Raw genomic sequence first — 25,008 nt, forward strand, 5'->3', positions numbered from 1 at the left:
TTAGAAAGATAAAAAGGAGGGTAATTATGACGCTGTTTGACATTATTTTCACAGGGTCCAGGCAGGCGCTGGAAGCCGCGAAAGCCACTGTGGCAGCGGCGGTCGAGAAAAAGGGAAGCGACGCAAGGGTAGCATTTCCCGAGACCGCCTACAGCCTTCCCACCATCTATGCGGCTACCGGAAAGAAGATTGGCAGTCTGGGGGAACTCCGGGATGCCCTTTCCATCGTCGAGAGCCTTATCGTACCCGAGCAAAATCTGGAAAAGGCTTTAAACGCCGGGCTTGCCACCGCCCTTTCGGCAGAGATTATCGAAGCCTGCAAGTATGCGGTTGAAGAGAAACCGTACAGCGAGCCATGCGCCGGGTTCATTTCCGACGCAGTGATCCGTTCCCTCGGTGTACCACTGGTCACCGGTGATATACCGGGTGTCGCAGTGGTGCTTGGTGAAGCCCCGTCGGCGGAAGAAGCGGCAAAAATTATCAAGGGTTACCAGAATAAAGGCCTTCTCGTCTTCCTGGTGGGGAAAATAATCGACCAGGCCATAGAGGGCAAAGTCAAGATGGGGCTTGAACTCCGCGTTATACCTCTCGGCTATGATGTAACTTCTGTTATCCACGTGGTGACGGTTGCAATAAGGGCGGCACTTATATTCGGCGCAGTACCTCCCGGTAATCTGGAAGAGCTACTCAAGTACACAAAGGAAAGGGTACCGGCTTTTGTAAACGCCCTGGGGAGCTTAAGCGGGCTGGTCGTATCCGCCGGTGCCGGTGCCATAGCCCTCGGATTCCCGGTAATTACCGATCAGGACGTGCAGGAAGTGCCTCACTATCTAATCGTCCAGAAGGACTACGATAAAATTGTGCCCACTTCCCTGGAGGCGAGGGGCATAAAGATAAAAATAACAGAAGTGCCGATACCCGTAGGATTTGCAGCTGCCTTTGAGGGCGAAAGGGTAAGAAAGGAAGATATGTTTGCCGAATTCGGCGGCGGGAGAACTCCCGCGTGGGAGCTGGTACGGATGAGAGACATGGCGGAGGTGGAGGACCATAAGATAGAGGTAATAGGTCCCGACATAGATACCCTTGCGCCCGGTGGCGGCAAACTGCCTTTAGCCGTTCTGGTGGAAGTAGCGGGTAAAAATATGCAGGAAGACTTCGAACCCGTTATAGAGCGCCGGATCCATTACTTCCTCAACTATATAGAAGGTGTAATGCATATAGGCCAGAGGGATATAATGTGGTTGAGGATCAGCAAGTCTACCTATGAAGCCGGCTTCAGGCTGCACCACATCGGAGAGGCGCTCTACGCCAAGTTGCTGGATGAGTTTGGCAGCATAGTTGATAAGATACAGGTAAAAATTTACACCGACAGGCAAAAGGTGGAGCAGCTCGCCGAGGAAATAGCAAAGCCGAAATATGAGGCTAGGGACGCAAGACTTGCCGGGCTTACTGATGAAAGCGTGGATACCTTTTACTCCTGCCTGCTGTGCCAGTCCTTCGCACCCGCCCACGTCTGCATAGTAACGCCGGAAAGGCTGGGGCTCTGCGGAGCTGTAAGCTGGCTTGACGCAAAGGCGACGAAGGAGATCAATCCCACCGGCCCCTGCCAGCCGATAGTAAAGGGCGAATGCAGGGATGAGGTAAAGGGTTCCTGGGATTCGATAAATAAGGCGGTGCAAGAACTTTCCCACGGAGGGACTAAGGAAGTAAACATCTACTCAATTATGGATAATCCTATGACCTCCTGTGGTTGCTTCGAGTGCATCTGCGGCATAATGCCGGAAGCAAACGGCGTGATAATCGTCAATAGGGAATATACTGGCATGACTCCTCTCGGTATGACCTTTGGAGAACTGGCATCCACCACAGGAGGAGGCGTCCAGACTCCCGGTTTTATGGGTCTGGGCAGGCAGTATATAACGAGCAAGAAATTCCTCCTTGCCGAAGGTGGAATCAAGAGGCTGGTTTGGATGCCGAAGGAATTAAAAGAGGCCCTTAGAGATAAATTAAATCAAAGGGGCAGAGAAATCGGAATAGAAAATTTCGCCGATAAGATAGCTGACGAAACCGTGGGGACAGACCCCGATTCTGTGGTAGAGTTCCTTAACAGAGTAGGTCATCCCGCTATAGCAATGGATCCAATCATGTAAAATAGGGAGGTAATATTATGAATCTGCCTTCTGATATAAAGTATCACAAGGAACATACCTGGGCGAAAGTAGAAGGAGATTATGCCGTCATCGGCATTACCGACTACGCCCGGGATAAATTGGGAGAAGTGCTTTTCGTGGACCTTCCCGAAGTCGGTGATTATATTAAAAAGGATGATGTTTTTGGGACCGTGGAATCCGGGAAGGTTGCCTCGGACCTTTATGCCCCGGTAAGCGGAGAAGTGGTAGAGGTTAACGAGGAGCTGGCAGACAGCCCGGAGCTCGTGAACGAGTCCCCGTATGAAAAGGGCTGGATGATTAAGGTGAAAATGAGCGACCCATCCGAGTTGGAAGAACTGCTGGATGGCGTCGAATATTCAAAGTTACTCAAGTAAATCCCGGTTACCGGTAAAATACTCCCCAACTTCATGATTATCCGGCGCTCCAGGGTCCGGCTTTCTTGCTTCAAATTCGCCTTCAACGACCCTGGAGCGAATGTTTATACGTTTAAAAACTTTCGCTGCTTTTGAAGAGGATTTATGTATTGTTAAAGAAAAGGTGAAAACATGGATGGATGCACTATACTGTTTAAACCCCAAAACAGGATCATAAAAGTGAAAGAAGGCACCAGCCTATTGGAAGCCGCCCGCAAGGCCGGGGTTTTCATCGACGCGCCCTGCGGCGGCAGTGGTCATTGTGGGAAATGCAGGATAAGGATACTCGAGGGAGATTACAGGTTTGAGAAATCTCTCGTTCTTCCCGATGCGGATTTTGAAAAAGGGATACGTCTGGCGTGCCTCACTTATGCACTGAGCGACATGGTCGTAGAGCCCCTGGAAATTAAGGTGACAAACGAGGTGCTGGTAGAGGATGTGGATCCCGGCGAAGAAGAAAAGGGGTGGATCAAAAAGGCTCGAAGGATGATGGAAGATTCGGGGATAGAAATTAAAAGCGGGTTAGAAAAAATAAGGCTCGCCCTCGACCCTCCAACCTTGGACGATAATATCCCGGATTGGGAACGCCTTTGCGGGGGACTTGCGACAAAGTGCGGCCCCCAATCCCCCCGGTGTTCCCTGGATGTGTTGAAAAGGCTGCCGGGAACTCTTAGAGGGAATGGGTTTGATATAAACGTAATACTGGCAAGAGAACATGGCGATTGTGAGATAATAGACGTTAGGGGTTCCTGTGCGGATAAACCCCTTTACGGGATATGTGTTGACGTGGGGACAACCACCGTAGCGGCAAATCTGGTGGAGCTTGAAACAGGAAAGATAAAGGAGTCGGCGAGCGCCGGAAATCTCCAGATGCAGTACGGCGCCGATGTTATAAGCCGGATCATTTATTCGACCGGTGAAGGCGGTCTTGCCGCCCTCAAACATGCAGTCGTCGAGGGTACAATAAACCGGCTGGTTGAAGAGATGACCGCGAGGCTTAATATATACCCGGAGGATATAATCTTTGGGGTTTTTGCGGGCAACACCACAATGGCTCATCTTCTTCTTGGAGTTGAAGCGGAAAACATACGGCTGGAACCCTATATACCAGCTTTTAGGAACCATCCACCGCTTAAGGCTAGGGATGTGGGAATTCGTATAAATCCCGACGCGCCGGTGTTTATAGTGCCGGGTGTGGCGAGTTATGTCGGTGGGGATATTGTTGCGGGGGTCCTGGCGGCCGGCATTTGGGACAGCGACGAGAATGTGCTGTTTCTCGATCTTGGTACCAACGGTGAGTTAGTATGCGGAAACCGGGAAGTCATGGTTGCCTGCGCGTGTTCGGCAGGCCCTGCTTTTGAAGGTGGAGAAATAAGCTGCGGCATGAGGGCTATGCGGGGAGCCATAGACGAAGTAACGATAGACGGAAGGACTTTAGAGCCCTGCTACAGCGTGGTAGGAGGTACCAAACCCCGCGGGATATGCGGTTCCGGTTTGATAGACCTCGTAGCCGCCATGTTTATGACGGGGATTATAGACCCGAAGGGAAAGATAAACGCCGGTTTGAAATCCGAAAGAATAAGATTCGACGATAACCTGGGCGTCCACGAATACGTAATAGCATCTCAGAACGAGACTGAAGACGGCCGCGAGATAACCATAAATGAGATAGACTTGGACAATTTCATCAGGGCAAAAGGTGCGGTCTACGCCGGGATAAGGACGCTGCTTAAAACCCTTGATATGAATGTCACGGACATAAATAAAATAATAATAGCCGGCGGCATAGGCAGAGACCTGAATATTAAAAATTCCATAAACATAGGCTTGCTGCCGGAATTGGAAGAAGAAAAGTTCGTTTACATCGGCAACAGTTCCCTCATTGGGTCCTATCTTTGCCTCATCAGCAGGGGGGCGAGAGAAAAAGCAAAACATATAGCGGAATCAATGACCTATGTGGAACTCAGCGCCTTCCCCGGTTACATGGAAGAGTTCGTAGGGGCCTGTTTTCTGCCCCACACCGATATAAGGCTTTTTCCGGGTGTTATGAAGAAGTAGAACGCAATCGGGTTCATGAAGAGAGTGAGGTGAAGAGTATGTGCGAATCCAGGGCAGTTCTGCTTGAAGACGGCCGGGAAAAGGAACTAATGGAAAATGTCATTTACCTAGAGCCCCGAAATGGCAGTATCTTCTTGTGCGACCTTCTCGGGAGAGAAATAACGGTGGAGGCCAGGATTAAGGAAATCAAGCTCCTCGACCACAAGATCATTCTGGTGAAGCAGTAGTTAACGGAATAAGTAAGGGCATTCGCCGCTGTTACGAAAGCAGCGCAATGAGGAGAAAGGTGAAACGAGACGTTTCACCTTTCTTTATCTTTCAATTCTGCTTGTTATGCATCTTCAGCTTGACATCTTTCCGCGTGCCCGGCTGGTTGCTCTCCAGCTGGGCTTTCTGTGATTTGACTTCCCGTGGACTGGGCCTGCCCGCAGGTTTGTATATATTTGATCCTATCTCGGTACGGGCAAAGGTCTTTTTACGGGCAAACAGCTTTTTCTTCAAAGACAAAACAATCCCTCCTCATGTTTGGTCCAGGCTGGACAGTACCTTATCGAAGAGGTCTATATCGCACCTCCCCCTGACCCAGTGTATGCAGGTCTCGCAGCTAACCGCCTTTTCCGCGTTATCAAAAGAGCTGGCTACCGCATCATCGCCGATGTAGGTATATCCGGGGCAGGCTTCTCCCACCGCGTGAAGTTGCATTTTACTTACCATTTTTTCACTCCTGTTCGGGCTTTTTTAACTCTGATATTATTGTGGGGCAATTTTAGATAAAATATTAAAATTTTAGCCGGATTAACATTTCGACCAAACAGTTGTATAATATAATTCAAGTATGAGTCAATAATCGGATTAAAGGTGTGAAAGGAGGATAGAAAATGCCCGTTTACGAATACAAATGTGAAGACTGCGGACACCGATTTGAAGTACTCAGGAAGTTACAGGAAAGGGACGAACCCATCGAATGCCCCGGCTGCAGAAGCGGAAACACTCGCAGGGAGGTATCGGCCTTCGGGACCGGCATAAGCAGCGGGAGTTCTGGAACGCCGGGCTCCTGCGGTTGCTCCGGGGGCTCGAAGTTCGGGTGAGCTCAGGTTTAACAGCCCCCGGCGGGGGCCGTTTCATATTTGGGCGATATTGTAAATAAAAAGGGCTTTTGTTACAATAAAAAGAAATGAACCATTCGGGAGGGGAGAGGGTCGATAACATGAATCTCGAACAGCTTTTGGTGAAACTAAAGAATTCGGACCGTTTTAAAAGATGCGTAACCCGGTGGGAGGTCATTCCTCCGAAAACGGCGGAATACGAACCCTTTCCCGACTATCTCGATAAAAGACTCATTTTTGCCCTGAACAAAAAGGGCATTCACAGTCTTTATTCTCATCAGGCGAGAGCTCTGGAGGAGGTCACGAAAGGCAACTGCGTGGTGGTCGTGACTCCTACCGCTTCCGGGAAGACCCTATGCTATAACCTGCCTGTCCTCAACGCCATTATGCAGGATAAAAACAGCAGAGCCATCTACCTCTTTCCTACGAAGGCCCTTTCCCAGGATCAGGTGGCCGAACTCATGGAAACGGTAGAGACTATGGGAGAGGATATAAAGACCTTTACTTACGACGGCGACACCCCGCCTTCAGCCAGGGTGGCCATACGCAAGGACGGTCACATAGTTGTGACCAATCCCGATATGCTGCACACCGGTATATTGCCCCACCACACCAAGTGGATAAAACTTTTTTCCAATTTGAAATACGTGGTAATAGACGAAGTCCATACTTACCGGGGGGTCTTCGGCAGCCATACCGCCAACGTTATCAGGCGCCTCCACAGGATATGCAGGTTTTACGGCTCAAATCCGGTATTCATATGCTGTTCGGCCACCATAGCCAATCCGAAGGAACTGGCCGAAAAACTCACCGGCAGGCAGATGGTACTCATCGACAGGAGCGGGGCGCCTTCCGGCGAAAAAAACGTGATTTTTTACAATCCCCCGGTCGTAAACCGGCAGCTCGGTATCAGGAAGAGCAGCCTTCTGGAGGCGAAAGACCTGGCCCTTGAGTTTTTAAAAAACGGCATTAAGACGATAGTATTCGCCAGGAGCCGGTTAGGCGTAGAGGTAATGCTCACGTATCTTAAGGAGGGAATGAAAAACGCCCTTTATGGTTCCGATTCCATAAGAGGCTACAGGGGCGGATATCTGCCCCGGGAAAGGCGCGAGATAGAGAAAGGCCTGAGGGAGAACCGGATTCTCGGGGTTGTCAGCACCAATGCCCTGGAGCTGGGTATAGATATAGGAGGACTGGATGCCAGCATAATAACCGGCTATCCGGGTTCCATAGCAAGCACCTGGCAGCAGGCGGGCCGGGCCGGAAGGCGTTCGTCGGTATCGGCTTCTATACTCGTGGCCTCCAGCAGTCCCCTTGACCAGTATATAATAAACCACCCGGACTATTTCTTCGGTTCACCGCCCGAAAGCGGCCTGATAAACCCCGACAACCTGTACATACTGGTCAGCCATATAAAGTGTGCGGCTTTCGAGCTGCCCTTTGAAGACGGTGAAAAATTCGGCGTGGAGACCACCGAAGAGATACTTTCATTTTTGGAGAGCGAGAAAATCCTGCGCCATGTGGGGGGCAGGTGGCACTGGATGGCTGACGCCTTCCCGGCCGAAGAGATCAGTCTGCGCAGTGCTTCGACCGAGAATTTTGTAGTAGTGGACATCACCGAAGAGCCCAGGGTTATCGGAGAGGTGGACAGGGTCAGCGCCCCGATGCTCATCCATGAAGAGGCCATTTACATACACGGCGGTCAGCAGTACCAAGTGGAAAAGCTGGATTACGAGGAGAAAAAAGCCTACGTTAGGAAGGTCGATGTGGATTACTATACCGATGCGAACCTGGCGGTGGAAATAAAGGTACTGGATGTGTTAAAAGAACAGCCCCGGCGGGAAGATACCGCCAGGTACTTCGGAGAGGTTCTGGTTACGTCGCTCGCTACCATGTTTAAGAAAATTAAATTTTTTACCCATGAAAACGTGGGTTCCGGCCCCATACACCTGCCGCCGGAAGAGATGCATACCACGGCTTTCTGGTTTACGGTTCCGGAAACTATCTGCGGCCTCACGGCAGAAGATTTAAGATCAGGGCTTGCGGGTTTGTGCAACGTGCTGGTCAACATCGCTCCCCTTTACCTGATGTGCGACCCCAGGGATATCCGCGGCGTCATCCAGGTCAGGTCGCCCTTTACCCGGAAACCGACGATTTTCATCTACGACGCCTATCCAGGGGGAGTGGGCTTTGCCGAAAGGCTTTATCAGATGGATGTGCAACTTTTAAAAGCCGCCCGTCAGATCATCCTCGAATGCGGCTGCGACGACGGGTGTCCCTCATGTGTGGGGCCCCTGGAAGAAGTAGGTCCCGGCAGCAAAGCTTCCGCCTTAAAACTAATTCAAGGGGTGCTTTCCGATTGAACCTCTCGGAGAAATTGAAAGTCTTCGTTGCCGGAAAGGACAAAAAGGATTCATGTTATCCTGCAGCGGGAGAAGACAGTGATGAACTGAACCGTATCTCTCGCGTGCTCGGCGGTGAGCTTTTGGTAACTCCTTACGGGAGGCACATAGCCGTAGAGAGGGTTTTTGAAGGGCATTTTTGCCACGCCGGTGTAATGCTGCGCTCTGTCCTGGAAATTTCCCCGGAAATAATAAAGCTCGCCGCCAAAAACACCGATTTTGCGGAGCTTGATTTTAAAAAGACGGCTTTTATTGATACGGAGACAACGGGCCTTGCCGGAGGTTCGGGGACCTATGCCTTTTTAATAGGAATCGGTTATTTCGAGGGGGACTCGTTCAAACTGGTGCAGTATTTTATGAGCGATTTCGACAGGGAGCCCGCAGTGCTTCACAGCCTGAGGGACCTGCTCGGCAATTTTCGGAGCGTGGTGAGTTTTAACGGAAAAGCCTACGATATACCGCTCCTTTCCGCCAGATTTCTCATAAACAGGATGGGAAATCCCCTGGAATCCCTGGCTCATCTCGACCTGCTCCATACCGCCAGGCGCATATTCCGTGAGCGACTTCAGAGCGTTAGCCTGTCGTCCCTGGAACAGTCCCTTTTTTATATGGCCAGGGAGGATGACGTACCCGGTTTTGAAATTCCTTCAATATATTTCAAATATCTCAGGGAAAAGGACCCGCTCCCCCTGAAACCCGTGCTGCACCACAATCGAATGGACATCCTCTCGCTGGTGAGCCTTCTGGTCAAAATAGGTCAGGCCCTGGGCGATCCATTTCAATCAGATGCCTGCTGCGGCCAGGATTACTACTGCCTTGGACGCCTGTACGAGGATATGGGGATGTTTAAAGAGAGCATCGAATGTTACAGGAGGGCCCTTGACGTGCCGGGCGTGAGGGACAGGGCTTATCGGCAGTTGTCTTTGCTCTATAAAAGGATGGGCCGGTGGGACGAAGCTGAAAAAATATGGATACAAATGGCCAGGGAAGGAATTTACCTGCTCTTTGCACTGTTGGAACTTTCAAAGTTTTACGAGCACAGGAAGAGGGATTACGAGAATGCGGCCCGAACGGCTCGACAGGCTCTGGAACTGGTCTACAGCAAAAAAAGACTCCTGGGGGAGCACGATAGAACCGAAATAGAAGAAATAAAAAGGCGCTTAAATCGTATATTGTCGAAGATGTTAAAGGTGCGGGGGGATCAAATAAAAATTATATAAAAGTCGAATAAAAGGCTGTGGAGGTGTTAAATTATGAAAGACGCCATCAAAATGGCTGCCCAGCTGATGGCTCTTTCGGCCAGGACGGCCCCCAAAGCCGGCGGCAGGGACAACATCGAGATAAGGATAATCGAGGGCGAGGATCTGAAAAAAATAGCCGGTGAGATGTACGCTTACGGAGAAAAGACGCAGAAGATCAATTTTGACAGGGACGGAAAAAACGTCGAAGATTCCGATGCGGTGCTACTCATCTCATTACACGGAGCCAAACCGATGGGGCTGAACTGCGGTGCCTGCGGTTATCCAGAATGCTCAAGGATTCCGGCATCGGTAAACGGGCCGGAATTTGCCGGACCGGTATGTGCATGGAAGTTGCTCGATCTGGGGATTGCCGTAGGGTCAGCGGTAAAAACCGCCAGCATACTGAATGTGGACAACCGCATAATGTACCGCATAGGCGTTATAGCCAGGAAGATGGGCCTTATAGACGGGGAAGTTGTGGTCGGTATCCCGCTGTCTGCAACCGGCAAAAATATTTTCTTTGATAGGAAATAAACTTGTATAGTGTGAGCCGCTGTGCTATAATATATAAAAAATTTAAACATATACCTTCGGAAGAGTGCTTTCTCCCTGCCTGCAGCGAGCGGAGGATGGTGTGAGCTCCGCGGCACAGAAGGCATGTGGCAGCCGGAGGGATAGCATAATAAAATTTTACATGTTCTTTTAAAAGCGGCAGGCTATGGCCTGCAACTAGGGTGGAACCGTCCGCTGTCAGGACCCCTAGACTGTTTGACCGGTCTAGGGGTTTTTAATTTTGCAATTTTTTTGGCAGAAAGGAGAGACGTAAATGGCCGAGAGCGGAGAAAAGCTAATGAACAAAATAGTTTCCCTGTGCAAAAGAAGAGGTTTTGTGTTCCAGGGGTCCGAAATATACGGAGGCCTTGCGAATACGTGGGACTACGGCCCGCTGGGGGTCGAGCTGAAACAGAATATAAAGAGAATATGGTGGAAAAAGGTCGTCTATGAGAGGGATGACGTGGTAGGCCTTGACAGCGCCATTTTGATGCACCCGAGGGTTTGGGAGGCTTCGGGGCACGTCGCCGGCTTTAACGACGCCCTGGTAGACTGCAAGCAGTGCAAGTCCAGGTTCAGGGCCGACCACCTCATCGAAGAGACCCTGGGCATGCATGTGGAAGGCAAGAGTGTCCAGGAACTTACGGAGATAATCCACGGCAACAGTATAAAATGCCCGGTATGCGGCGACGTTGCCTGGACCGATGCCAGGATATTCAACCTGATGTTCAAGACCCACCAGGGGGTTACTGAAGATTCCAGTTCAGTAGTGTACCTGAGACCGGAGACCGCCCAGGGCATATTCGTGAACTTCAAAAACGTACTGGATAGCAGCCGCGTTAAACTTCCCTTTGGAATCGCGCAGATAGGCAAAGCTTTCAGAAATGAAATTACCCCAGGGAACTTTATCTTCAGAACCCGGGAATTCGAACAGATGGAACTGGAATTCTTTGTAAAACCCGGAGAAGATATGGAATGGTTCGATTACTGGAGGCAGTTCACCATGGACTTCTTCTTGTCGCTGGGGGTGAAAAAAGAAAACCTGCGCCTCCGGGATCATTCGCCGGAAGAACTTTCCCATTATTCCAAGGCCACCACAGACCTGGAATACAATTTCCCCTTCGGATGGGGTGAACTCTGGGGAGTCGCCAACAGGACCGACTACGACCTTTCGCGGCATATAGAGCATTCCGGAAAAAGCCTGACCTATTTCGACCAGGAGGAAAACAGGCATATCGTTCCCTATGTAATAGAACCTTCGCTGGGCGTCGACAGGGCGATGCTGGCCATCCTCTGCGATGCTTACAGGGAGGAAGAGGTGGATGGCGAGACCAGGGTAGTGCTCGGCTTTCACCCTGATGTGGCTCCCATCAAATGCGCCGTATTTCCGCTTTTCAAGAAAGAGCCGCTGGAAGAACTGGCGAGGAAGATCTACCGGGACCTTAAAAAATGTTATGTGGTGGAATACGACAATACGGGCAGCATAGGCAAGCGCTACCGCCGTCAGGACGAGATCGGAACCCCGTTGGCAATAACCGTGGATTTCGACAGCCTCGATGACCACAAGGTGACAGTTAGAAACAGGGATACCATGCTTCAGGACCGGATAGGAATAGACAATATCAAGGAATATCTGAAGGATAAACTCGGCTTTTAGGTTTTTGTCCGTATACTTTTTGGAAAAACCGCCTACTCTATATTTGAGAAGGAGTGGGCGGTTATGTATTATTACAGGTATGACGGGAACATCCTCGATTTCACGAGGGGCCCGCTTACTGGAAAAATATTGAAAATGGCGGACAACTGTTTTATAAGGGAGAGAAAGGACCGTATAACCCTTTTCAGCCTGAAGCTCACAATGGTATGTCCCGGTACTTACAGAGAAGGCGGTTTGATGGAGTTTTTTATGCTGGTAAATAAGAAAAAAAGTTCGCCGACCTGCGACATGTGTTATTACGGCATTATGGGCCGCGGCAAGCTGTGTACTGTAAATTCCTTTCTGCTACCAGGGCATTTTCACCATAAGAAGGCCAATTTTAATTCAATGGTCGCGCTGCTGCGCTACAATGGGTATCTGCAGTTGCCGGTGCCCGATCCACTTACGTGGAGCTATATGAACTTCAGGTATTAAAAAAGGCCGCTCCGGAACGAAGCGGCTTTTTAAAATGCCTTGAGAGGGCTTAAGGCCTTCTGCATCTCTTCTTTTATACTCTCCAGGCCTTCAGGGGTTTTGGCCTCGCAGCGCACGATGAGCTCGGGTCCGGTATTGGAGGCCCTGACAAGACCCCACCCGTCGGGAAAGAGCACCCTGGCGCCGTCTACGTCTATCATTGGGTATCTTTCCCTGAAGTACTTCTTGATCGACTCCACCTTTGCGAATTTTTCGTCGTCGGGGCAGGCCACCCGTATTTCCGGCGTCGAATAATACTTCGGCACGTCAGAAAGTAGTTCCGATAATTTTCTGCCGGTTCTGGAAAGGATCCTTAACAGCCGGGCGGCTGCATAAAGGGCGTCGTCAAAACCGTAATACTCATCGGCGAAAAACATGTGGCCCGACATCTCGCCGGTGAAAACGGCGCCGATTTCCTTCATCTTGGCTTTTATCAGCGAATGGCCTGTTTTGTAAAACATGGGCTTGCCGCCAAGCTTTTCTATCTCCTCCACCAGGGCCTGAGAGCACTTTACTTCAACGATGGCAGTGGCGCCGGGGTGTTCAGGCAGGATTTCCCGCCAGAAGAGGATCATGAGCATATCCCCATATATGACGTTTCCGATGTCGTCTACCACACCTATGCGGTCGCCGTCGCCGTCAAAACCGATGCCCAGATCCAGGTTTTGCCTCAATACCAGCTCCCGGAGGTCTTTTAGATTTTCGGGCTTCACCGGGTCGGGGAAGTGATTGGGGAAGGAGGGATCCGACTCGCAGTAGAGCGGGTATGTTTCAACTCCCAGCCGTTTGAACAACTTTTCGGCGAAAAGAGATGCAGTACCGTTGCCGCAGTCTATCCCGACCCTCAGGGATTTGGACAACTTGATTTTATCGCATATGGTTGAGATGTAATCTTCGCTGGGGTCTATATGAGACAGTGAGCCTTTTCCGGATTCAAAGTCCCCCTTTTCCATCATGGTCCTTATTTTCTGGATGTCGTCGCCGTAGAGCGTGGCGTGCCCGAAGGCTATCTTAAAACCGTTGTACTGCGGGGGGTTGTGGCTGGCGGTTACCATGATCCCCGGATTGATACCGTAATGGATTCTGGAAAAATAAAATATGGGGGTTACCACCGTGCCAAGGTCCACTACATCACACCCGGTGGACATCAGCCCTTCGATCAAAGCCTGTTTTAGAGAAGGCGAGGAAGACCGGTTGTCGCTGCCCACCACAACCTTTTTCTCGCCGTTTCTCAGAGCGAACGTTCCGAAAGCCCGCCCGAGGGTTTGGGCCACTTCATCGTCGAGCTCTTCACCCACGACGCCCCTTATGTCGTACTGTCTGAAAATATTGGAATTCAACCTTTTCATGGGACCCACCTCCCTGAATATTAATAGTGTATTCCCAGCGCCCACATGATTATGGTAAGGAGTATCTCGAAGGCTATGAGAAATATGATCATCCACTCCAGCCTTGTACCCCGCTTGGCGTGGACCAGGCTTGTAAAAACCTCCGTAATATCCAGCAGGGTTTCGGTCTTATGCCGGATTTTCTCGTACCGGTCGCCCAGTTCAAACTGTTCTACCAGCTGTATGTAAAGGTTTTCACTTTCCTCGTTGATCCAGGTTATTTCTGGTTTATCCAGCAGCATTATATAAGAGAGGGTGTTGTATTTGAAGCCCAGAATCTTGCCGGACATCCTGGCGAGTTTTTCGTCCGATATGTTCAGTCTACCCGTTTCCAGGTAATTTATTATATCTTCGACGGCATCCATTAAATCGTCAATTTGGTCTTCAATTCTGGCCAGGGCTACGGATTTAGCCAGTACTGTAGCTATTATTTCCAGATACATTTCCCTAATTTCCGGGATGACAGTGTACTCGTGGCTGACCGAGAGCTCTTTCCCGGGATTTATCATTAGCGTGTAATCGTCGGTGTAATCAAGGGAGGTTACGGGAGGAAGATTTTTTTCTGTATCCTTCAGATATTCCAGCAGGTCCATTATCTCGTGGTGTTCGAAATTTAAAAAGACCATGGAGCCGAAAGAAAATATATAAGCGGATTTGCCCTCGGGCATCCGGACAATACCTTTGAGTTGCTCCTGGGACAGCACCAGAGGTTCGTCACACTGGTATTTTTTGTTTATGCCGAAGTGAAGCGACAGGCGGTTTCTATTTATCTCGTTGCAGAGGGAAGCTGCCTGTAATTTTATGCTTCTCAAAACAATCAAACCTCCCAATATCAAAATTATACCATTTTATCCGGATTCTCACAAGAAAAGGCGGGATTGTGCGGTCGATAATTTCGCTTTATATTATTGACGGCGAAAAATAATATAAGTATAATTAAAATATGCTCTAACCAACCAAAGTTACGAGAAAGTTGTCCAAGGAGGATGCAGTTATGAAAATAAACAATTACAACAGAAGATACTGGCCGGTGCTGATAATTTTCATCACTCTTGGGGCGTACAATTCTACATTCGGATTGCTGGCTGTAGCGTGTATGATTGCCCCGGTGCTTACGGCCTTTTTTAAGGGCAGGATGTGGTGCGGAAGATTCTGCCCCAGGGGGAGTTTTTTTGACCATGTGCTGGCCAGGTTGGGTGACAGAAATCGGCGCATACCGCAGCTTCTTAAAAAGACATGGATGCGGTGGATCATTTTTATTTCGCTGATGACGTATATGGGTTTCAACCTTTATATAGCAGAAAAGAGTATCTATGGTATAGGTGCAGTTCTGTTTAAAATGGTAATTATAACCACAGTCTTCGGCGTATTGCTGGGGTATCTCTTTGCGCCGCGCAGTTGGTGTAAAATTTGCCCGATGGGCACTCTGGCGATGATAGCAGGAAGGGGCGCGAAGGTTCCCCTGGTTATAAAATCGAGTGAGTGCAGGCTCTGCGGTATATGTGCCCGAAACTGCCCTTTAGAAATTCCCGTACATTCTTTCAGGGATGTGGGGATAGTTGAAGATCCTGATTGCCTGAAATGCGGAGTGTGCATTTCATCCTGCCCGGTGACGGCGCTGAAGTTGGAAGATAAAAACGAATCCCGGGGCGCCGTAGAGATTTACTCTTAATCCTGAGGACCGCGTCATGCGGTCCTTTTTACCGAAATTTTGCGGTAGGATTTGAAAATATGTTATAATAAAAACAAAATGCTACTTTTCACCGGCGGAGGAGCTTATGAGGGCCGTTATTTTTACCGGAGGGCGTATCGAGGATTACGAACCTCTTAAAAAATACGTAAAACAGGCGGATTTAATCATATGCGCTGACCGCGGCGTATATCACGCCCTGAAGATGGGGGTTATACCCCATTTGGTAGTCGGAGATATGGATTCCATAACCGAAAAAGACTGGGACAAAATATGCGAATATAAAGCAGAATTACGTACATTCCCGAAGGAAAAGGATTTTACCGATACCGAACTCGCCGTGGAAGCGGCTCTGGAAAAAGGGGCGAAAAAGACGGTGCTGCTGGCCGGATTGGGCGATAGACCCGATCACAGCCTGGCAAATATTTTTCTCATGGTCAACTATAAAAAAAAGGGAATGGACCTGATGCTGGCCGGGGAGAACTGGGAGATGTTTGTGATAGACGGCGCAAGTGAAATCGAGGGCGAAAAAGGTCAGATCCTTTCCTTGATACCGCTCACTCCTGAAGTAAGTGGTATTGAGACTGCCGGATTGTACTACCCTCTCAAGGGTGAGATTATTCCAATGGGGGCGTCCAGGGGGATCAGCAACGTCTTAACCGAAGACAGGGCTGTGGTAAAGGTTAAGCGGGGTATGCTGCTGGCCGTGAGGTTGAGCGGCGTTGAGTAGATTGCCCTGGGATTTAAAGTGTACGCAATATTAAGAAAAGGTGGAATTTTATGCTTTCAATGGATGTCTTCAGGGCTATAATTGATTCCATCCACGACGGCATTATAGCCGTGGACCCGGAAGAACGTATAATTATAATTAACCGCTCCGCCGAAAAGTTGCTTAAAATTGACAGAAACGCGGCCCTGGGTAAGAGCGTGGGAGATGTGGTTCCCAATACCAGGCTCCCGGTCGTGCTCAAGACGGGGAGGGCGGAACTCAACCAGTTTCAACAGCTGGAGGATACCACCATAGTAACGAACCGGATGCCGGTTTTCGACAGCAGGGGAAAAATAACGGGGGCGGTGGCGGTTTTCAGGGACATAACCGAGGTAAAGCACCTGGCCGAAGAGGTGACTAACCTGCGGGAGCTCCATAGCCTTTTGGAAGCAATCATAAATTCCACCCAGGATGCCATATCGGTGGTTGATGCCGAGGGCAGGGGTATCCTCGTAAATAAAGCCTACACCAGGATAGTGGGGCTAACCAAGGAGGATGTGATAGGCAAACCCGCCACCGTGGATATAGCCGAGGGTGAGAGCGTGCATTACCAGGTGTTGAGGACGGGCGAGCCCATCAAGGGTGTGCCGATGAAGGTCGGCCCGAACAAGAAGGAGGTAGTAGTTCACGCCGCGCCGATAATAGTAGGGGGTAAGTTGAAGGGCAGCGTGGCCGTAGTACACGATGTATCCGAGATAAAAAGACTTACCGAAGAACTGGATTTCATAAAGCGGAGAATGAGACATCTGGAAGCCAAATACTCCTTTGACGACATTTTGGGGAAGAGCAGTGCAATAAGGGATGCCATAGAGGCTGCAAAAAATGCGGCGAGAACCAACGTCACCGTGCTGCTTAGAGGCGAGAGCGGCACGGGCAAAGAGCTCTTCGCCCATGCCATCCACAACGGCAGCGAAAGAAGGCACAATCAGTTCATCAGGGTGAACTGTTCGGCTTTGACCGACAGTCTCCTGGGCAGCGAGCTTTTCGGCTATGCGGACGGCGCCTTTACCGGAGCCCGGCGGGGCGGGCGCAAAGGGCTTTTCGAAGAAGCTAACGGCGGCACGATCTTCCTGGACGAAATAGGAGAAATAGGGCTAAACCACCAGGCCATGCTGCTCAGAGTGCTGAACGAAAAAGAAATTATTAGGGTGGGAGAAAGTAAGCCGGTACCCGTAGATGTCAGGGTTATTGCCGCGACAAATATAAATCTGGAGAAAGCCGTTGAGGAAGGGCGCTTCCGGAAGGACCTTTATTACAGGCTCAATGTGGTGCCGATACACATCCCCCCGCTGAGGGAACGTAAAGAAGATATCCCGCTCCTGACGGACCATTTTATCAGGAAGTACAACCAGGAATACGGCAGGGCCGTAGAATCCATTGACGAAGAAGCTTTAGAGATTCTTATGGAATACGATTGGCCGGGGAATATAAGAGAACTGGAGAATGTTATAAGCCGGGCGATTATAAACATGAAGTTCGGCGAAAACGTAATCAGTAAAGAACACTTGCCCAGGCTCTATCTCCATCAAAACGAGGACAAATCCGAAACCATAAGCATAACCCAGCCTTCAAAGCCCTTGAAGGAAATACTGGAAGACGTCGAGAGGCAGACGATAAAAAGCGTCCTTGAAAAAGTGGGCGGCAACCGGAATGAAGCCGCGAGGATTCTCGGAATTTCTGTGAGAAACCTGTTTTACAAGCTGAAAAAGTTCAATCTTTGAAATTATAGACTGCAAAATATTTCATGTAATCCTTTGCATCAAATGCAATTTTTTGCATCTAAATTCGGTCGAAAAAAGCCGAAAATTGAGGTCTTTTTAGATTTATGATGTGGTACGATTTTTGCTCTATTATTTTATCTGGAGGTGGTCGCGTGAAGTCACTTCAGGAACTGCTAGAAAAGGCCCGCAGCGCAAAACCAAAAGTGATTGCGGTGGTAAAAGCCGAGGATGACGATGTTTTAAAGGCTGTCAAGACCTCTCAAGAGCTAGGGCTTGTAAAAGGTGTGCTGATTGGCGACAAAAAGAAGATCGAGTCGATAATGGATAAGCTCGGAATGGAAAAGACCAATCTTGAAATCGTAGATGAACAGGACACCTCGCAGGCTGTAGCTTCCGCGGTGGAACTAGCCAAAAAAGGTGAGGTACAGGCCCTGATGAAGGGGCTTATACAAACCAAGGATTTTCTGAAGGGTATAGTTTCAGGCGACAAATCCCTCACGGGCGGCCGGCTGTTGAGCCATGTGGCGGTTTTTCAGGTGCCGCATATGGAAAGGCTTATGCTGGTGACCGATGCTGCTATGAATATTTCACCCGATTTATCCCAGAAGTACCAAATAATGAAAAACAGCCTGTCGGTAGCCCGGAGTCTCCAAATCAAGAATCCCAGGGTGGCAGTTTTGTCTGCCGTAGAAGTGGTCAACCCATCGATTCCCTCGACGATGGATGCGGCTATTATATCAAAAATGGCCCAGCGGGAGCGATTGGAAGCCGTGGTGGACGGTCCGCTGGCGCTGGACAATGCTGTGTCAAAAGATGCCTGTATACATAAGGGCATCGATTCTCCAGTGGGTGGCGAGGCCGACATCCTGCTGGTGCCCGATCTGATAAGCGGTAACATCTTATACAAATCGCTGGTATACTTCGCCAGGGCTAAGGTGGCCGGCATTGTGGCCGGTGCGGAGGTACCTGTGGTGCTCACTTCCCGCGCCGATTCCGACGAGAGCAAAACCTATTCAATAGCCCTGAGCGTGCTGATGGGCTAGGATTTGGCTGAAAGCAAAAGTTTTGAAAAAGGGCTTTTTGATGGCTGGTTTTAGCTATCTTAAAAAAATTTAAATGGAGGGGAAAATCATGGAACTTTTTAAACTGATCGGCGGGATGGGTCATGAAGAGGTGGTATTCTGTAACGATCCCGAATCAGGACTGAAGGCTATAATCGCGGTTCACAACACAAATCTGGGCCCCGCTCTGGGCGGCTGCCGTATGTGGAACTACGCTTCCGAGGAAGACGCAATCAGTGACGTTCTGCGCCTCTCCAGGGGTATGACCTATAAAAACGCCATGATGAACCTGCCCCTCGGCGGAGGAAAATCCGTAATTATAGGCGATCCCCGCAAGGATAAGTCGGAAAAGCTTTTCAGAGCTTTTGGGAAATTCGTCAACAGCCTGGGTGGAAAATATATTACTGCCGAAGACGTGGGAACCTGCCCGGAGGACATGAAAATCGTTGTTCAGGAGACCTCCTATGTAGCCGGCCTTGATGGAAAGAGCGGTGATCCATCCCCTATTACCGCGCTGGGTGTGTTTCTCGGCATAAAAGCCTGCTGCGAGTGGGTTTACGGCAGTGACGACCTGAAGGAAAAGACCGTTGCGCTTCAGGGGCTGGGCCATGTAGGCATGGAACTTGTGAGGCTGTTGACTGAAGCCGGAGCCAAACTAGTCGTAACAGATATATATTCCGACCGGATCAATGAAGCTAAAGAGAAATACGGTGTCCAGGTGGTCGAACCTGAAAAGATTTATGAAGTTCCCTGCGATATTTTTGCTCCGTGCGCCCTCGGTGCCGTTATAAATGAAAACACCGTAGACAGGCTGAAGTGCAAGATAGTGGCCGGTTGCGCCAATAACCAGCTCAAAGACGAGAGTTTTGCGGAAGAACTGGCCCAGAAGGGCATCCTGTATGCGCCTGACTACGTCATCAACGGCGGTGGCGTGATCAACGTCTCTATAGAGGTATCCGGACAGCCCTACAGCAGAGAACTCGTCAATGAAAAACTCCAGATAATTCCCAGGAGATTGAAGGAAGTATTCCAGTTCGCCGAGAAAGAAGGAATCACTACAGCAAGGGCCGCCGACATAATCGCCGAAAAGATCTTCATGAAAAAATAACGTTCGAAATCAAAAATCCCGGCGTCCGGGAACTGAACGGCAGGGGCAGGAAGCGATGGGGTCCTGCCCCTGCAGTCAATACTGTTAAATATAGTTTCACTGCGAAAATCAGTTTATTCCCTACCATAAACATTTTTCGAATTTCAATGGATTGGAGGAAATGCCGGTGACGGTTTACGGAATACTGGCGATAAATCCGGGTTCAACATCCACGAAAATCGCCGTTTTTGAAAACGAAGAACTAATATTTGAGGAGAAAATCAGCCATTCTACCGAGGAACTTTCAAAGTACGACAGCATATTAGCTCAGTACCTGTTCAGGAAGAAGTTAATTCTTGAAGTAATAGATCAAAAGGGTTATAATTTGAGTAGGCTTAAAGCTGTTGTCGGCCGCGGAGGCCTGTTGAAGCCTCTGGAGGGTGGGACCTACACCGTCAACGAACGGATGCTGGAAGACCTCAAAAGGGGTGTGCAGGGTGAACACGCCTCCAACCTGGGAGGAATCCTGGCTTACGAGATAGGCCGGGAGCTGGGCGTGCCTGCTTTCATAGTCGATCCGGTGGTGGTAGACGAGCTGGAACCCGTCGCCAGGATTACCGGGTTGCCAGAAATAAAAAGGCGCAGCATATTCCACGCTTTGAACCAGAAAGCCGTGGCCAGAAGAGTGGCAAAAACTCTGGGCAGAAGTTACGAAGAGCTTAACTTGATCGTTGCCCACCTGGGCGGAGGAATCACTGTTGGTGCCCATAAAAAGGGCAGGGTGGTCGATGTAAACAACGGCCTGGACGGCGAAGGTCCGTTCTCGCCGGAAAGGGCAGGGCAGTTGCCGGCAATGGATTTTGCGAAACTTATTTTTTCCAAAAATCTGACCATTCAGGAAATAAAGAAAATGATAGCCGGCAAAGGCGGCCTGGTGGCCCACTTCGGGGTAAACGACGCCCGGGTAATAAAGAAGATGATAGAAGAGGGCAGTGAGGAAGTAAAGCTGGTATACGAAGCCATGGCATACCAGGTGGCCAGGGAAATAGGAGCATGCGCTGCGGTTCTTTGCGGACAGGTGGATGCGGTGGTTCTTACGGGCGGGCTCGCTCATGATGAGATGCTGGTGGACTGGATAAAGAAACGGGTTTCTTTCATAGCCCCCGTTCACGTCTTCCCCGGAGAAGACGAACTCAGGGCTCTCGCTGAAGGCGCATTGAGGGTTCTAACCGGCCAGGAAAAGCCGAAGGAGTATTTTTAAGCAAATTTAAAGGATAGGAGGTCCGGAGTTGAACAGGATTATCATCGATAAGGATAGATGCAAGGGCTGCGGCCTCTGCATCGAAGTATGCCCGAAAAAAGTTCTGTGTTTTGACGATGACGTGGTCAATGCGCTGGGCTATCATCCTGTAAAGGCAAAGGAAGGATGCATTGCCTGCGGTTTCTGCGCCACGGTGTGTCCCGATGTGGTATTTACAATATACAAAGAGGAAAAAGGGGGGAAATAAATTGGAAAAGATACTGATGAAAGGCAACGAAGCCCTGGCCGAGGCTGCAATAAGGGCCGGGTGCCAGTGTTTCTTCGGTTACCCTATAACACCCCAGAGCGAACTGCCGGCATACCTCGCCAGGGAGATGCCCAAAAGGGGGGGAGTTTTTTTACAGGCGGAAAGTGAAGTTGCAGCTATAAATATAGTTTACGGCGCCGCGGGAGCGGGTGCCCGTGTTATGACATCCTCGTCCAGTCCCGGTATTAGCTTAAAGCAGGAAGGCATATCATACCTGTGCGGCGCGGAACTCCCCTGCGTAATAGTAAATATTATGAGGGGAGGCCCCGGACTGGGAGATATCCAGCCCGCCCAGTCGGACTACTTTCAGGCTACCCGCGGTGGAGGCCACGGCGACTACAGGACGATAGTACTGGCACCGGCGTCGGTACAGGAACTGGTTGATTTAGTCTACGATGCCTTCGATCTGGCGGATATGTACAGGAACCCGGTGCTCATCCTGGGCGATGGAATACTGGGCCAGATGATGGAGCCGGTCGTATTCAAGGAAAGGCCTGCGAGGGAACTGCCGCCCAAGACCTGGGCTACTACCGGCAAAATGGGCAGGCAGAAGCCCAATGTGATAAATTCCCTGTATCTCGACCCCGTGCAGCTTGAAGAGCACAACCGCAAGCTCCAAAGAAAATACCAGGAGATAGAGGAAAAAGAGGCCAGGTGGGAGATCCTGAACGGTGACGACGCCGAATACTTCGTTGTGGCCTACGGTATCTGTGCCCGTATTGCCCATGCGGCCGTTGAAATGGCAAGGCAGGAAGGCATAAAAGTAGGACTTATACGACCCATAACCCTGTGGCCTTATCCTAAAAAGGCCTTCGAAGAGGTTCTTTCGAGAGCCAAAGCATTCCTAACCGTTGAATTGTCCTGCGGTCAGATGGTGGAAGATGTGAAACTGTCGGTAGACGGCAGGGCACCGGTGTATTTCTACGGAAGAACGGGTGGTATGGTACCGACCGCCGAGGAGATTTTCAGGGAAATAACGAAAATGAGGGGGCATTCCTAATGAAGCTGGTTTTCGAAAGGCCGAAATCCCTGCAGCTAACAAAGACCCATTACTGCCCGGGATGCGGTCATGGTACGATACACAGGCTTGTGGCCGAGGTGATGGACGAACTTAATATAAAAGAAAAGACTATAGGCGTTGCTCCCGTAGGGTGTGCGGTTCTGGCTTACAATTACTTCGACTGCGACATGCAGCAAGCTGCCCACGGCCGGGCTCCCGCCGTAGCTACGGGCATAAAGCGGGCTCTGCCCGACCGGGTTGTATTTACCTATCAGGGTGACGGGGACCTGGCAGCCATCGGTACCGCAGAAATTATTCATGCCGCAGCCAGGAGCGAGAATATAACGGTGGTTTTCGTAAATAACGCCATATACGGAATGACCGGTGGTCAGATGGCGCCGACGACCCTGATAGGCCAGCGCACGGAAACCAGCCCCTATGGGCGCGATCCCAAATTGGCAGGATATCCGATAAGGGTTTGTGAAATGCTGGCAACACTAGATGGTCCTTCGTTCCTAGCGAGGGTTGAGCTCACGGACGTAAAAAATATAAACAGGGCAAAAAGTTATCTTAAGAAGGCTTTTGAGATCCAGCTGGCTGGAAAGGGGTTCTCTCTGGTGGAGATCCTGTCCCCGTGTCCGACCAACTGGGGCATGAGGCCTGTGGATGCCGTTGACTGGGTAAGGAAAGAAATGGTGAAGGTATTTCCGCCGGGTGTATTCAAGGAACCGAAGGAGGGTAATGTATGAAGATGGAAGTAATTATGGCAGGTTTCGGAGGCCAGGGGATCATGTTGATGGGCGAAATCCTGGCCCACAGTGCCATGCTCGAAGGGCGGGAAGTTTCCTGGATACCTTCTTACGGCCCTGAAATGAGGGGTGGTACCGCCAACTGTATGGTGGTTATCTCCGATAAGAGGATCCCCTCGCCTATAATATCTTCACCGGATATACTTGTTGCAATGAACAAACCTTCTATGGACAAATTTACCCCAACGGTGAAATCCGGCGGAATTGTGATCCTCAACAGAGCCCTTATAGACGAAAAACCGGCAAGACAGGATATAGAGATCATAGAAGTAGACGCCAGCGGTATAGCCGATGAGCTGGGTAATATGAAGGTCGCGAATATGGTGGCGTTAGGAGTCCTGGTGGGCAGAACCGGGATCGTGAAGCCGGAGACTGTGCTCAAGTCGATAGACTATTTTCTCCCCGAACACAGGAAGAACATGATTGAAATAAACGAAAAGGCCCTGATGAGGGGGATCGCCGAAGTGAAAAAATAAACCCGGACATTATTATGTATTTGAATACCCAGTTTTCTGGGTATTTTTTTTTGCCGTATAGTTACCCCAGCTCTGTCAACTCTCCCGTGTTCCGGTCGTACATTGCGTTTGCACATGCCACGCATAGACTGAAGAGGTTCCAAGACTACAGTCGCCACTGCGGATACTGTTCAACCGGATAAATATGATGCACCGTTGTGGCTGGAATAGTTTTGCCCCGCCCCTGGCCTGCCGCAATGGGGTGTTTTCACTCGCCCGTGATGGGCCGCATATTATGTTATTGCAAATATATTTAATGGACTAAATAATATAAATGGAGGTTTAGTTATGTCTAATCAGCAACCCCGTAGAGTTCCTCGGTCCTGTCCTCCAGGATTTCAAGGACGATATATCGTTCAGCCCGGTGATACCTTTTTCAATATAGCTCAGATGTTCAGAACGCGCTTAGAGGCCCTTGCTGTAAATAACCCTCATATCATAGATCCCAATATTATAAACCCTGGTGATGTCCTTTGCGTGCCAGGTCTTATTCCTTACCCCTGTTGTATTGTTCTAAGGCCCGTACCTCAATTTCGTTTGCCCTTTGGAGCAGGAGCAGTAGCTTTTGTTAATTTTGCTCCTCAAGGAGGTCAAGCAGTGAGCTTTTTAGCAACCCTCCCCCAACCTTCCGCATTTGGCAATTTTGATATCTATGTGGGTGAAATTTATATTCCTGACATTGGAGGATTTGGCAATCAGTTGTTTCCGACTGCTCAGGATCCGCCGACCTGGGCAACTAGAATAGATCTTCCTACTGCTGCAGCAATTGCACCTAACTCCAGAGTAGTAATACGTCCTGCTAATTCAAATACCGGCATATCCGGCGATATTATATTTGATGCAACGATTCAGGGCGGTAGCTGTCATTTATAATTTTTATGTTGGGCGGCAAAGGCCCCAAGATTTAACCCCCCTATTCCTTGATTATATCAATTGCTTTATCTAACGCTTCAAGAAATTCTTTCTCTCGGGCAGTATTAACAGGTTTGTCCAGTAACTCCTCGCCTAATTTGAATACACATATAATTAAATTATTAACAAGCTTTTTCTTATCTTCTTTATCCATTCCCGAAGCCACCGGCCTCCTTTGCGTGTTTGCATCATGATGATACTTGCACAGCGGCTGCCAATTGTTCTCATACCAAAATGATTCATAATTTCCTTTGTGTGGTGTGATATGATCCACCACCGCTGTCGGTGTCAGCTTTCCTTCTCTTTGACACTCAACACATAGCGGATGCTCTCGTAAGAATCTTTCCTCCATCTCGCATCGATCCCCTCTCTGCC

26 protein-coding genes are annotated in these 25,008 nt (G+C 49.8%); 21 read left to right on the plus strand and 5 right to left on the minus strand.

The genetic code is table 11. The features are described from left to right. The first annotated feature begins 26 nt into the window (after positions 1-26). From acsB to LZ11_RS04590, 4 genes are all read left to right on the plus strand, one after another. Positions 27-2,150 (plus strand): acetyl-CoA decarbonylase/synthase complex subunit alpha/beta, encoded by a 2,124-nt coding sequence (gene acsB, locus LZ11_RS04575; RefSeq protein ID WP_148866726.1) that lies wholly within the window; start codon positions 27-29, stop codon positions 2,148-2,150. 17 nt (positions 2,151-2,167) lie between these two features. Next, a complete protein-coding gene (gcvH, locus tag LZ11_RS04580; protein ID WP_148866727.1) occupies positions 2,168-2,545 on the plus strand; it encodes a glycine cleavage system protein GcvH in 378 nt (125 codons plus the stop codon). Positions 2,546-2,716: 171 nt separating this feature from the next. Further along, entirely contained in the window at positions 2,717-4,642 is a 1,926-nt protein-coding gene (acsV, locus tag LZ11_RS04585) for a corrinoid activation/regeneration protein AcsV (protein ID WP_148866728.1), read from the plus strand. Positions 4,643-4,680: 38 nt separating this feature from the next. Then, on the plus strand, positions 4,681-4,869 hold the full coding sequence (locus tag LZ11_RS04590; protein ID WP_148866729.1) for a CooT family nickel-binding protein: 189 nt from the start codon (positions 4,681-4,683) through the stop codon (positions 4,867-4,869). Between the two features lie 91 nt (positions 4,870-4,960). Here LZ11_RS04590 and LZ11_RS04595 read toward each other — a convergent pair whose 3' ends face one another. Both LZ11_RS04595 and LZ11_RS04600 read right to left on the minus strand, forming a co-directional pair. Continuing rightward, entirely contained in the window at positions 4,961-5,149 is a 189-nt protein-coding gene (locus LZ11_RS04595; protein ID WP_222927186.1) for a hypothetical protein, read from the minus strand. A 12-nt stretch (positions 5,150-5,161) separates the two neighbouring features. Then, entirely contained in the window at positions 5,162-5,356 is a 195-nt protein-coding gene (locus LZ11_RS04600) for a hypothetical protein (protein WP_148866730.1), read from the minus strand. 164 nt (positions 5,357-5,520) lie between these two features. On the opposite strand from LZ11_RS04600, the gene LZ11_RS04605 reads away from it, so the two are divergent. The 6 genes from LZ11_RS04605 (at position 5,521) to LZ11_RS04630 (ending at position 12,074) form a co-directional block, all read left to right on the plus strand. Beyond that, positions 5,521-5,730 carry an FmdB family zinc ribbon protein gene (locus tag LZ11_RS04605; protein ID WP_148866731.1) on the plus strand — a complete coding sequence of 70 codons (210 nt, stop codon included), beginning with the start codon at positions 5,521-5,523 and terminating at the stop codon, positions 5,728-5,730. Between the two features lie 119 nt (positions 5,731-5,849). After that, positions 5,850-8,111, plus strand: coding sequence for a DEAD/DEAH box helicase (locus tag LZ11_RS04610; protein ID WP_148866732.1), 2,262 nt, complete (start codon positions 5,850-5,852; stop codon positions 8,109-8,111). Next, positions 8,108-9,370 carry a ribonuclease H-like domain-containing protein gene (locus LZ11_RS04615; protein WP_148866733.1) on the plus strand — a complete coding sequence of 421 codons (1,263 nt, stop codon included), beginning with the start codon at positions 8,108-8,110 and terminating at the stop codon, positions 9,368-9,370. The genes LZ11_RS04610 and LZ11_RS04615 overlap by 4 nt, the downstream gene beginning before the upstream one ends. Before the next feature lie 33 nt (positions 9,371-9,403). Further along, positions 9,404-9,925, plus strand: a complete 522-nt coding sequence (locus LZ11_RS04620) for a ferredoxin domain-containing protein (RefSeq protein ID WP_148866734.1) — start codon at positions 9,404-9,406, stop codon at positions 9,923-9,925. A gap of 292 nt (positions 9,926-10,217) precedes the next feature. Continuing rightward, positions 10,218-11,600 carry a glycine--tRNA ligase gene (locus tag LZ11_RS04625; protein ID WP_148866735.1) on the plus strand — a complete coding sequence of 461 codons (1,383 nt, stop codon included), beginning with the start codon at positions 10,218-10,220 and terminating at the stop codon, positions 11,598-11,600. Positions 11,601-11,663: 63 nt separating this feature from the next. Next, positions 11,664-12,074, plus strand: coding sequence for a hypothetical protein (locus tag LZ11_RS04630; RefSeq protein WP_148866736.1), 411 nt, complete (start codon positions 11,664-11,666; stop codon positions 12,072-12,074). Between the two features lie 29 nt (positions 12,075-12,103). Here the strand turns inward: LZ11_RS04630 and LZ11_RS04635 are convergent, their stop codons facing one another. Continuing rightward, positions 12,104-13,462 (minus strand): phosphomannomutase/phosphoglucomutase, encoded by a 1,359-nt coding sequence (locus tag LZ11_RS04635; protein ID WP_148866737.1) that lies wholly within the window; start codon positions 13,460-13,462, stop codon positions 12,104-12,106. A 20-nt stretch (positions 13,463-13,482) separates the two neighbouring features. Beyond that, positions 13,483-14,313, minus strand: coding sequence for an RMD1 family protein (locus tag LZ11_RS04640; RefSeq protein ID WP_148866738.1), 831 nt, complete (start codon positions 14,311-14,313; stop codon positions 13,483-13,485). Positions 14,314-14,495: 182 nt separating this feature from the next. Here LZ11_RS04640 and LZ11_RS04645 point away from each other — a divergent pair, with 182 nt between their 5' ends. The 11 genes from LZ11_RS04645 (at position 14,496) to LZ11_RS04695 (ending at position 24,594) form a co-directional block, all read left to right on the plus strand. Then, positions 14,496-15,173 carry a 4Fe-4S binding protein gene (locus LZ11_RS04645; RefSeq protein ID WP_148866739.1) on the plus strand — a complete coding sequence of 226 codons (678 nt, stop codon included), beginning with the start codon at positions 14,496-14,498 and terminating at the stop codon, positions 15,171-15,173. Between the two features lie 106 nt (positions 15,174-15,279). Further along, positions 15,280-15,921, plus strand: coding sequence for a thiamine diphosphokinase (locus LZ11_RS04650; RefSeq protein WP_148866740.1), 642 nt, complete (start codon positions 15,280-15,282; stop codon positions 15,919-15,921). A gap of 50 nt (positions 15,922-15,971) precedes the next feature. Continuing rightward, positions 15,972-17,681, plus strand: coding sequence for a sigma-54 interaction domain-containing protein (locus tag LZ11_RS04655; RefSeq protein ID WP_148866741.1), 1,710 nt, complete (start codon positions 15,972-15,974; stop codon positions 17,679-17,681). 152 nt (positions 17,682-17,833) lie between these two features. Beyond that, positions 17,834-18,724, plus strand: coding sequence for a bifunctional enoyl-CoA hydratase/phosphate acetyltransferase (locus tag LZ11_RS04660; RefSeq protein ID WP_148866742.1), 891 nt, complete (start codon positions 17,834-17,836; stop codon positions 18,722-18,724). Positions 18,725-18,812: 88 nt separating this feature from the next. Continuing rightward, entirely contained in the window at positions 18,813-19,850 is a 1,038-nt protein-coding gene (locus tag LZ11_RS04665) for a Glu/Leu/Phe/Val family dehydrogenase (RefSeq protein WP_148866743.1), read from the plus strand. Positions 19,851-20,016: 166 nt separating this feature from the next. Continuing rightward, positions 20,017-21,090, plus strand: a complete 1,074-nt coding sequence (gene buk, locus LZ11_RS04670) for a butyrate kinase (protein ID WP_222927187.1) — start codon at positions 20,017-20,019, stop codon at positions 21,088-21,090. Positions 21,091-21,118: 28 nt separating this feature from the next. Next, positions 21,119-21,337 (plus strand): 4Fe-4S dicluster domain-containing protein, encoded by a 219-nt coding sequence (locus LZ11_RS04675; RefSeq protein ID WP_148866745.1) that lies wholly within the window; start codon positions 21,119-21,121, stop codon positions 21,335-21,337. A gap of 1 nt (position 21,338) precedes the next feature. Beyond that, positions 21,339-22,397 (plus strand): 3-methyl-2-oxobutanoate dehydrogenase subunit VorB, encoded by a 1,059-nt coding sequence (locus LZ11_RS04680; RefSeq protein ID WP_148866746.1) that lies wholly within the window; start codon positions 21,339-21,341, stop codon positions 22,395-22,397. Further along, positions 22,397-23,146, plus strand: coding sequence for a thiamine pyrophosphate-dependent enzyme (locus tag LZ11_RS04685; RefSeq protein WP_148866747.1), 750 nt, complete (start codon positions 22,397-22,399; stop codon positions 23,144-23,146). Before LZ11_RS04680 ends, LZ11_RS04685 begins: the two co-directional genes overlap by 1 nt. Further along, complete coding sequence (locus LZ11_RS04690; protein ID WP_148866748.1) at positions 23,143-23,682, plus strand: 2-oxoacid:ferredoxin oxidoreductase subunit gamma family protein; 540 nt, start codon at positions 23,143-23,145, stop codon at positions 23,680-23,682. The genes LZ11_RS04685 and LZ11_RS04690 overlap by 4 nt, the downstream gene beginning before the upstream one ends. Before the next feature lie 327 nt (positions 23,683-24,009). Then, a complete protein-coding gene (locus tag LZ11_RS04695; RefSeq protein ID WP_148866749.1) occupies positions 24,010-24,594 on the plus strand; it encodes a LysM peptidoglycan-binding domain-containing protein in 585 nt (194 codons plus the stop codon). A 40-nt stretch (positions 24,595-24,634) separates the two neighbouring features. On the opposite strand, the gene LZ11_RS04700 is transcribed toward LZ11_RS04695, so the two are convergent. Further along, the gene (locus LZ11_RS04700) at positions 24,635-24,985 is read right to left on the minus strand and encodes an HNH endonuclease signature motif containing protein (RefSeq protein WP_148866750.1); all 351 of its coding nucleotides are present in this window, start codon (positions 24,983-24,985) and stop codon (positions 24,635-24,637) included. Between the last annotated feature and the right edge of the window lie 23 nt (positions 24,986-25,008).

The organism is Thermosediminibacter litoriperuensis (assembly GCF_008124715.1).
GTDB lineage: Bacteria > Bacillota > Thermosediminibacteria > Thermosediminibacterales > Thermosediminibacteraceae > Thermosediminibacter > Thermosediminibacter litoriperuensis.

Excerpts from the sequence above, each read along its gene's own strand:
- gcvH (WP_148866727.1), top strand. The coding sequence starts at position 2,168 with ATGAATCTGCCTTCTGATATAAAGTATCACAAGGAACATACCTGGGCG.
- LZ11_RS04620 (WP_148866734.1), top strand. The coding sequence starts at position 9,404 with ATGAAAGACGCCATCAAAATGGCTGCCCAGCTGATGGCTCTTTCGGCC.
- LZ11_RS04700 (WP_148866750.1), bottom strand. The coding sequence starts at position 24,985 with ATGGAGGAAAGATTCTTACGAGAGCATCCGCTATGTGTTGAGTGTCAA.
- LZ11_RS04655 (WP_148866741.1), top strand. The coding sequence starts at position 15,972 with ATGCTTTCAATGGATGTCTTCAGGGCTATAATTGATTCCATCCACGAC.
- acsV (WP_148866728.1), top strand. The coding sequence starts at position 2,717 with ATGGATGGATGCACTATACTGTTTAAACCCCAAAACAGGATCATAAAA.
- LZ11_RS04685 (WP_148866747.1), top strand. The coding sequence starts at position 22,397 with ATGAAGCTGGTTTTCGAAAGGCCGAAATCCCTGCAGCTAACAAAGACC.
- LZ11_RS04630 (WP_148866736.1), top strand. The coding sequence starts at position 11,664 with ATGTATTATTACAGGTATGACGGGAACATCCTCGATTTCACGAGGGGC.
- LZ11_RS04695 (WP_148866749.1), top strand. The coding sequence starts at position 24,010 with ATGTCTAATCAGCAACCCCGTAGAGTTCCTCGGTCCTGTCCTCCAGGA.
- LZ11_RS04665 (WP_148866743.1), top strand. The coding sequence starts at position 18,813 with ATGGAACTTTTTAAACTGATCGGCGGGATGGGTCATGAAGAGGTGGTA.
- LZ11_RS04690 (WP_148866748.1), top strand. The coding sequence starts at position 23,143 with ATGAAGATGGAAGTAATTATGGCAGGTTTCGGAGGCCAGGGGATCATG.
- acsB (WP_148866726.1), top strand. The coding sequence starts at position 27 with ATGACGCTGTTTGACATTATTTTCACAGGGTCCAGGCAGGCGCTGGAA.
- LZ11_RS04635 (WP_148866737.1), bottom strand. The coding sequence starts at position 13,462 with ATGAAAAGGTTGAATTCCAATATTTTCAGACAGTACGACATAAGGGGC.
- LZ11_RS04605 (WP_148866731.1), top strand. The coding sequence starts at position 5,521 with ATGCCCGTTTACGAATACAAATGTGAAGACTGCGGACACCGATTTGAA.
- LZ11_RS04645 (WP_148866739.1), top strand. The coding sequence starts at position 14,496 with ATGAAAATAAACAATTACAACAGAAGATACTGGCCGGTGCTGATAATT.
- LZ11_RS04650 (WP_148866740.1), top strand. The coding sequence starts at position 15,280 with ATGAGGGCCGTTATTTTTACCGGAGGGCGTATCGAGGATTACGAACCT.
- LZ11_RS04625 (WP_148866735.1), top strand. The coding sequence starts at position 10,218 with ATGGCCGAGAGCGGAGAAAAGCTAATGAACAAAATAGTTTCCCTGTGC.
- LZ11_RS04610 (WP_148866732.1), top strand. The coding sequence starts at position 5,850 with ATGAATCTCGAACAGCTTTTGGTGAAACTAAAGAATTCGGACCGTTTT.
- LZ11_RS04590 (WP_148866729.1), top strand. The coding sequence starts at position 4,681 with ATGTGCGAATCCAGGGCAGTTCTGCTTGAAGACGGCCGGGAAAAGGAA.
- LZ11_RS04600 (WP_148866730.1), bottom strand. The coding sequence starts at position 5,356 with ATGGTAAGTAAAATGCAACTTCACGCGGTGGGAGAAGCCTGCCCCGGA.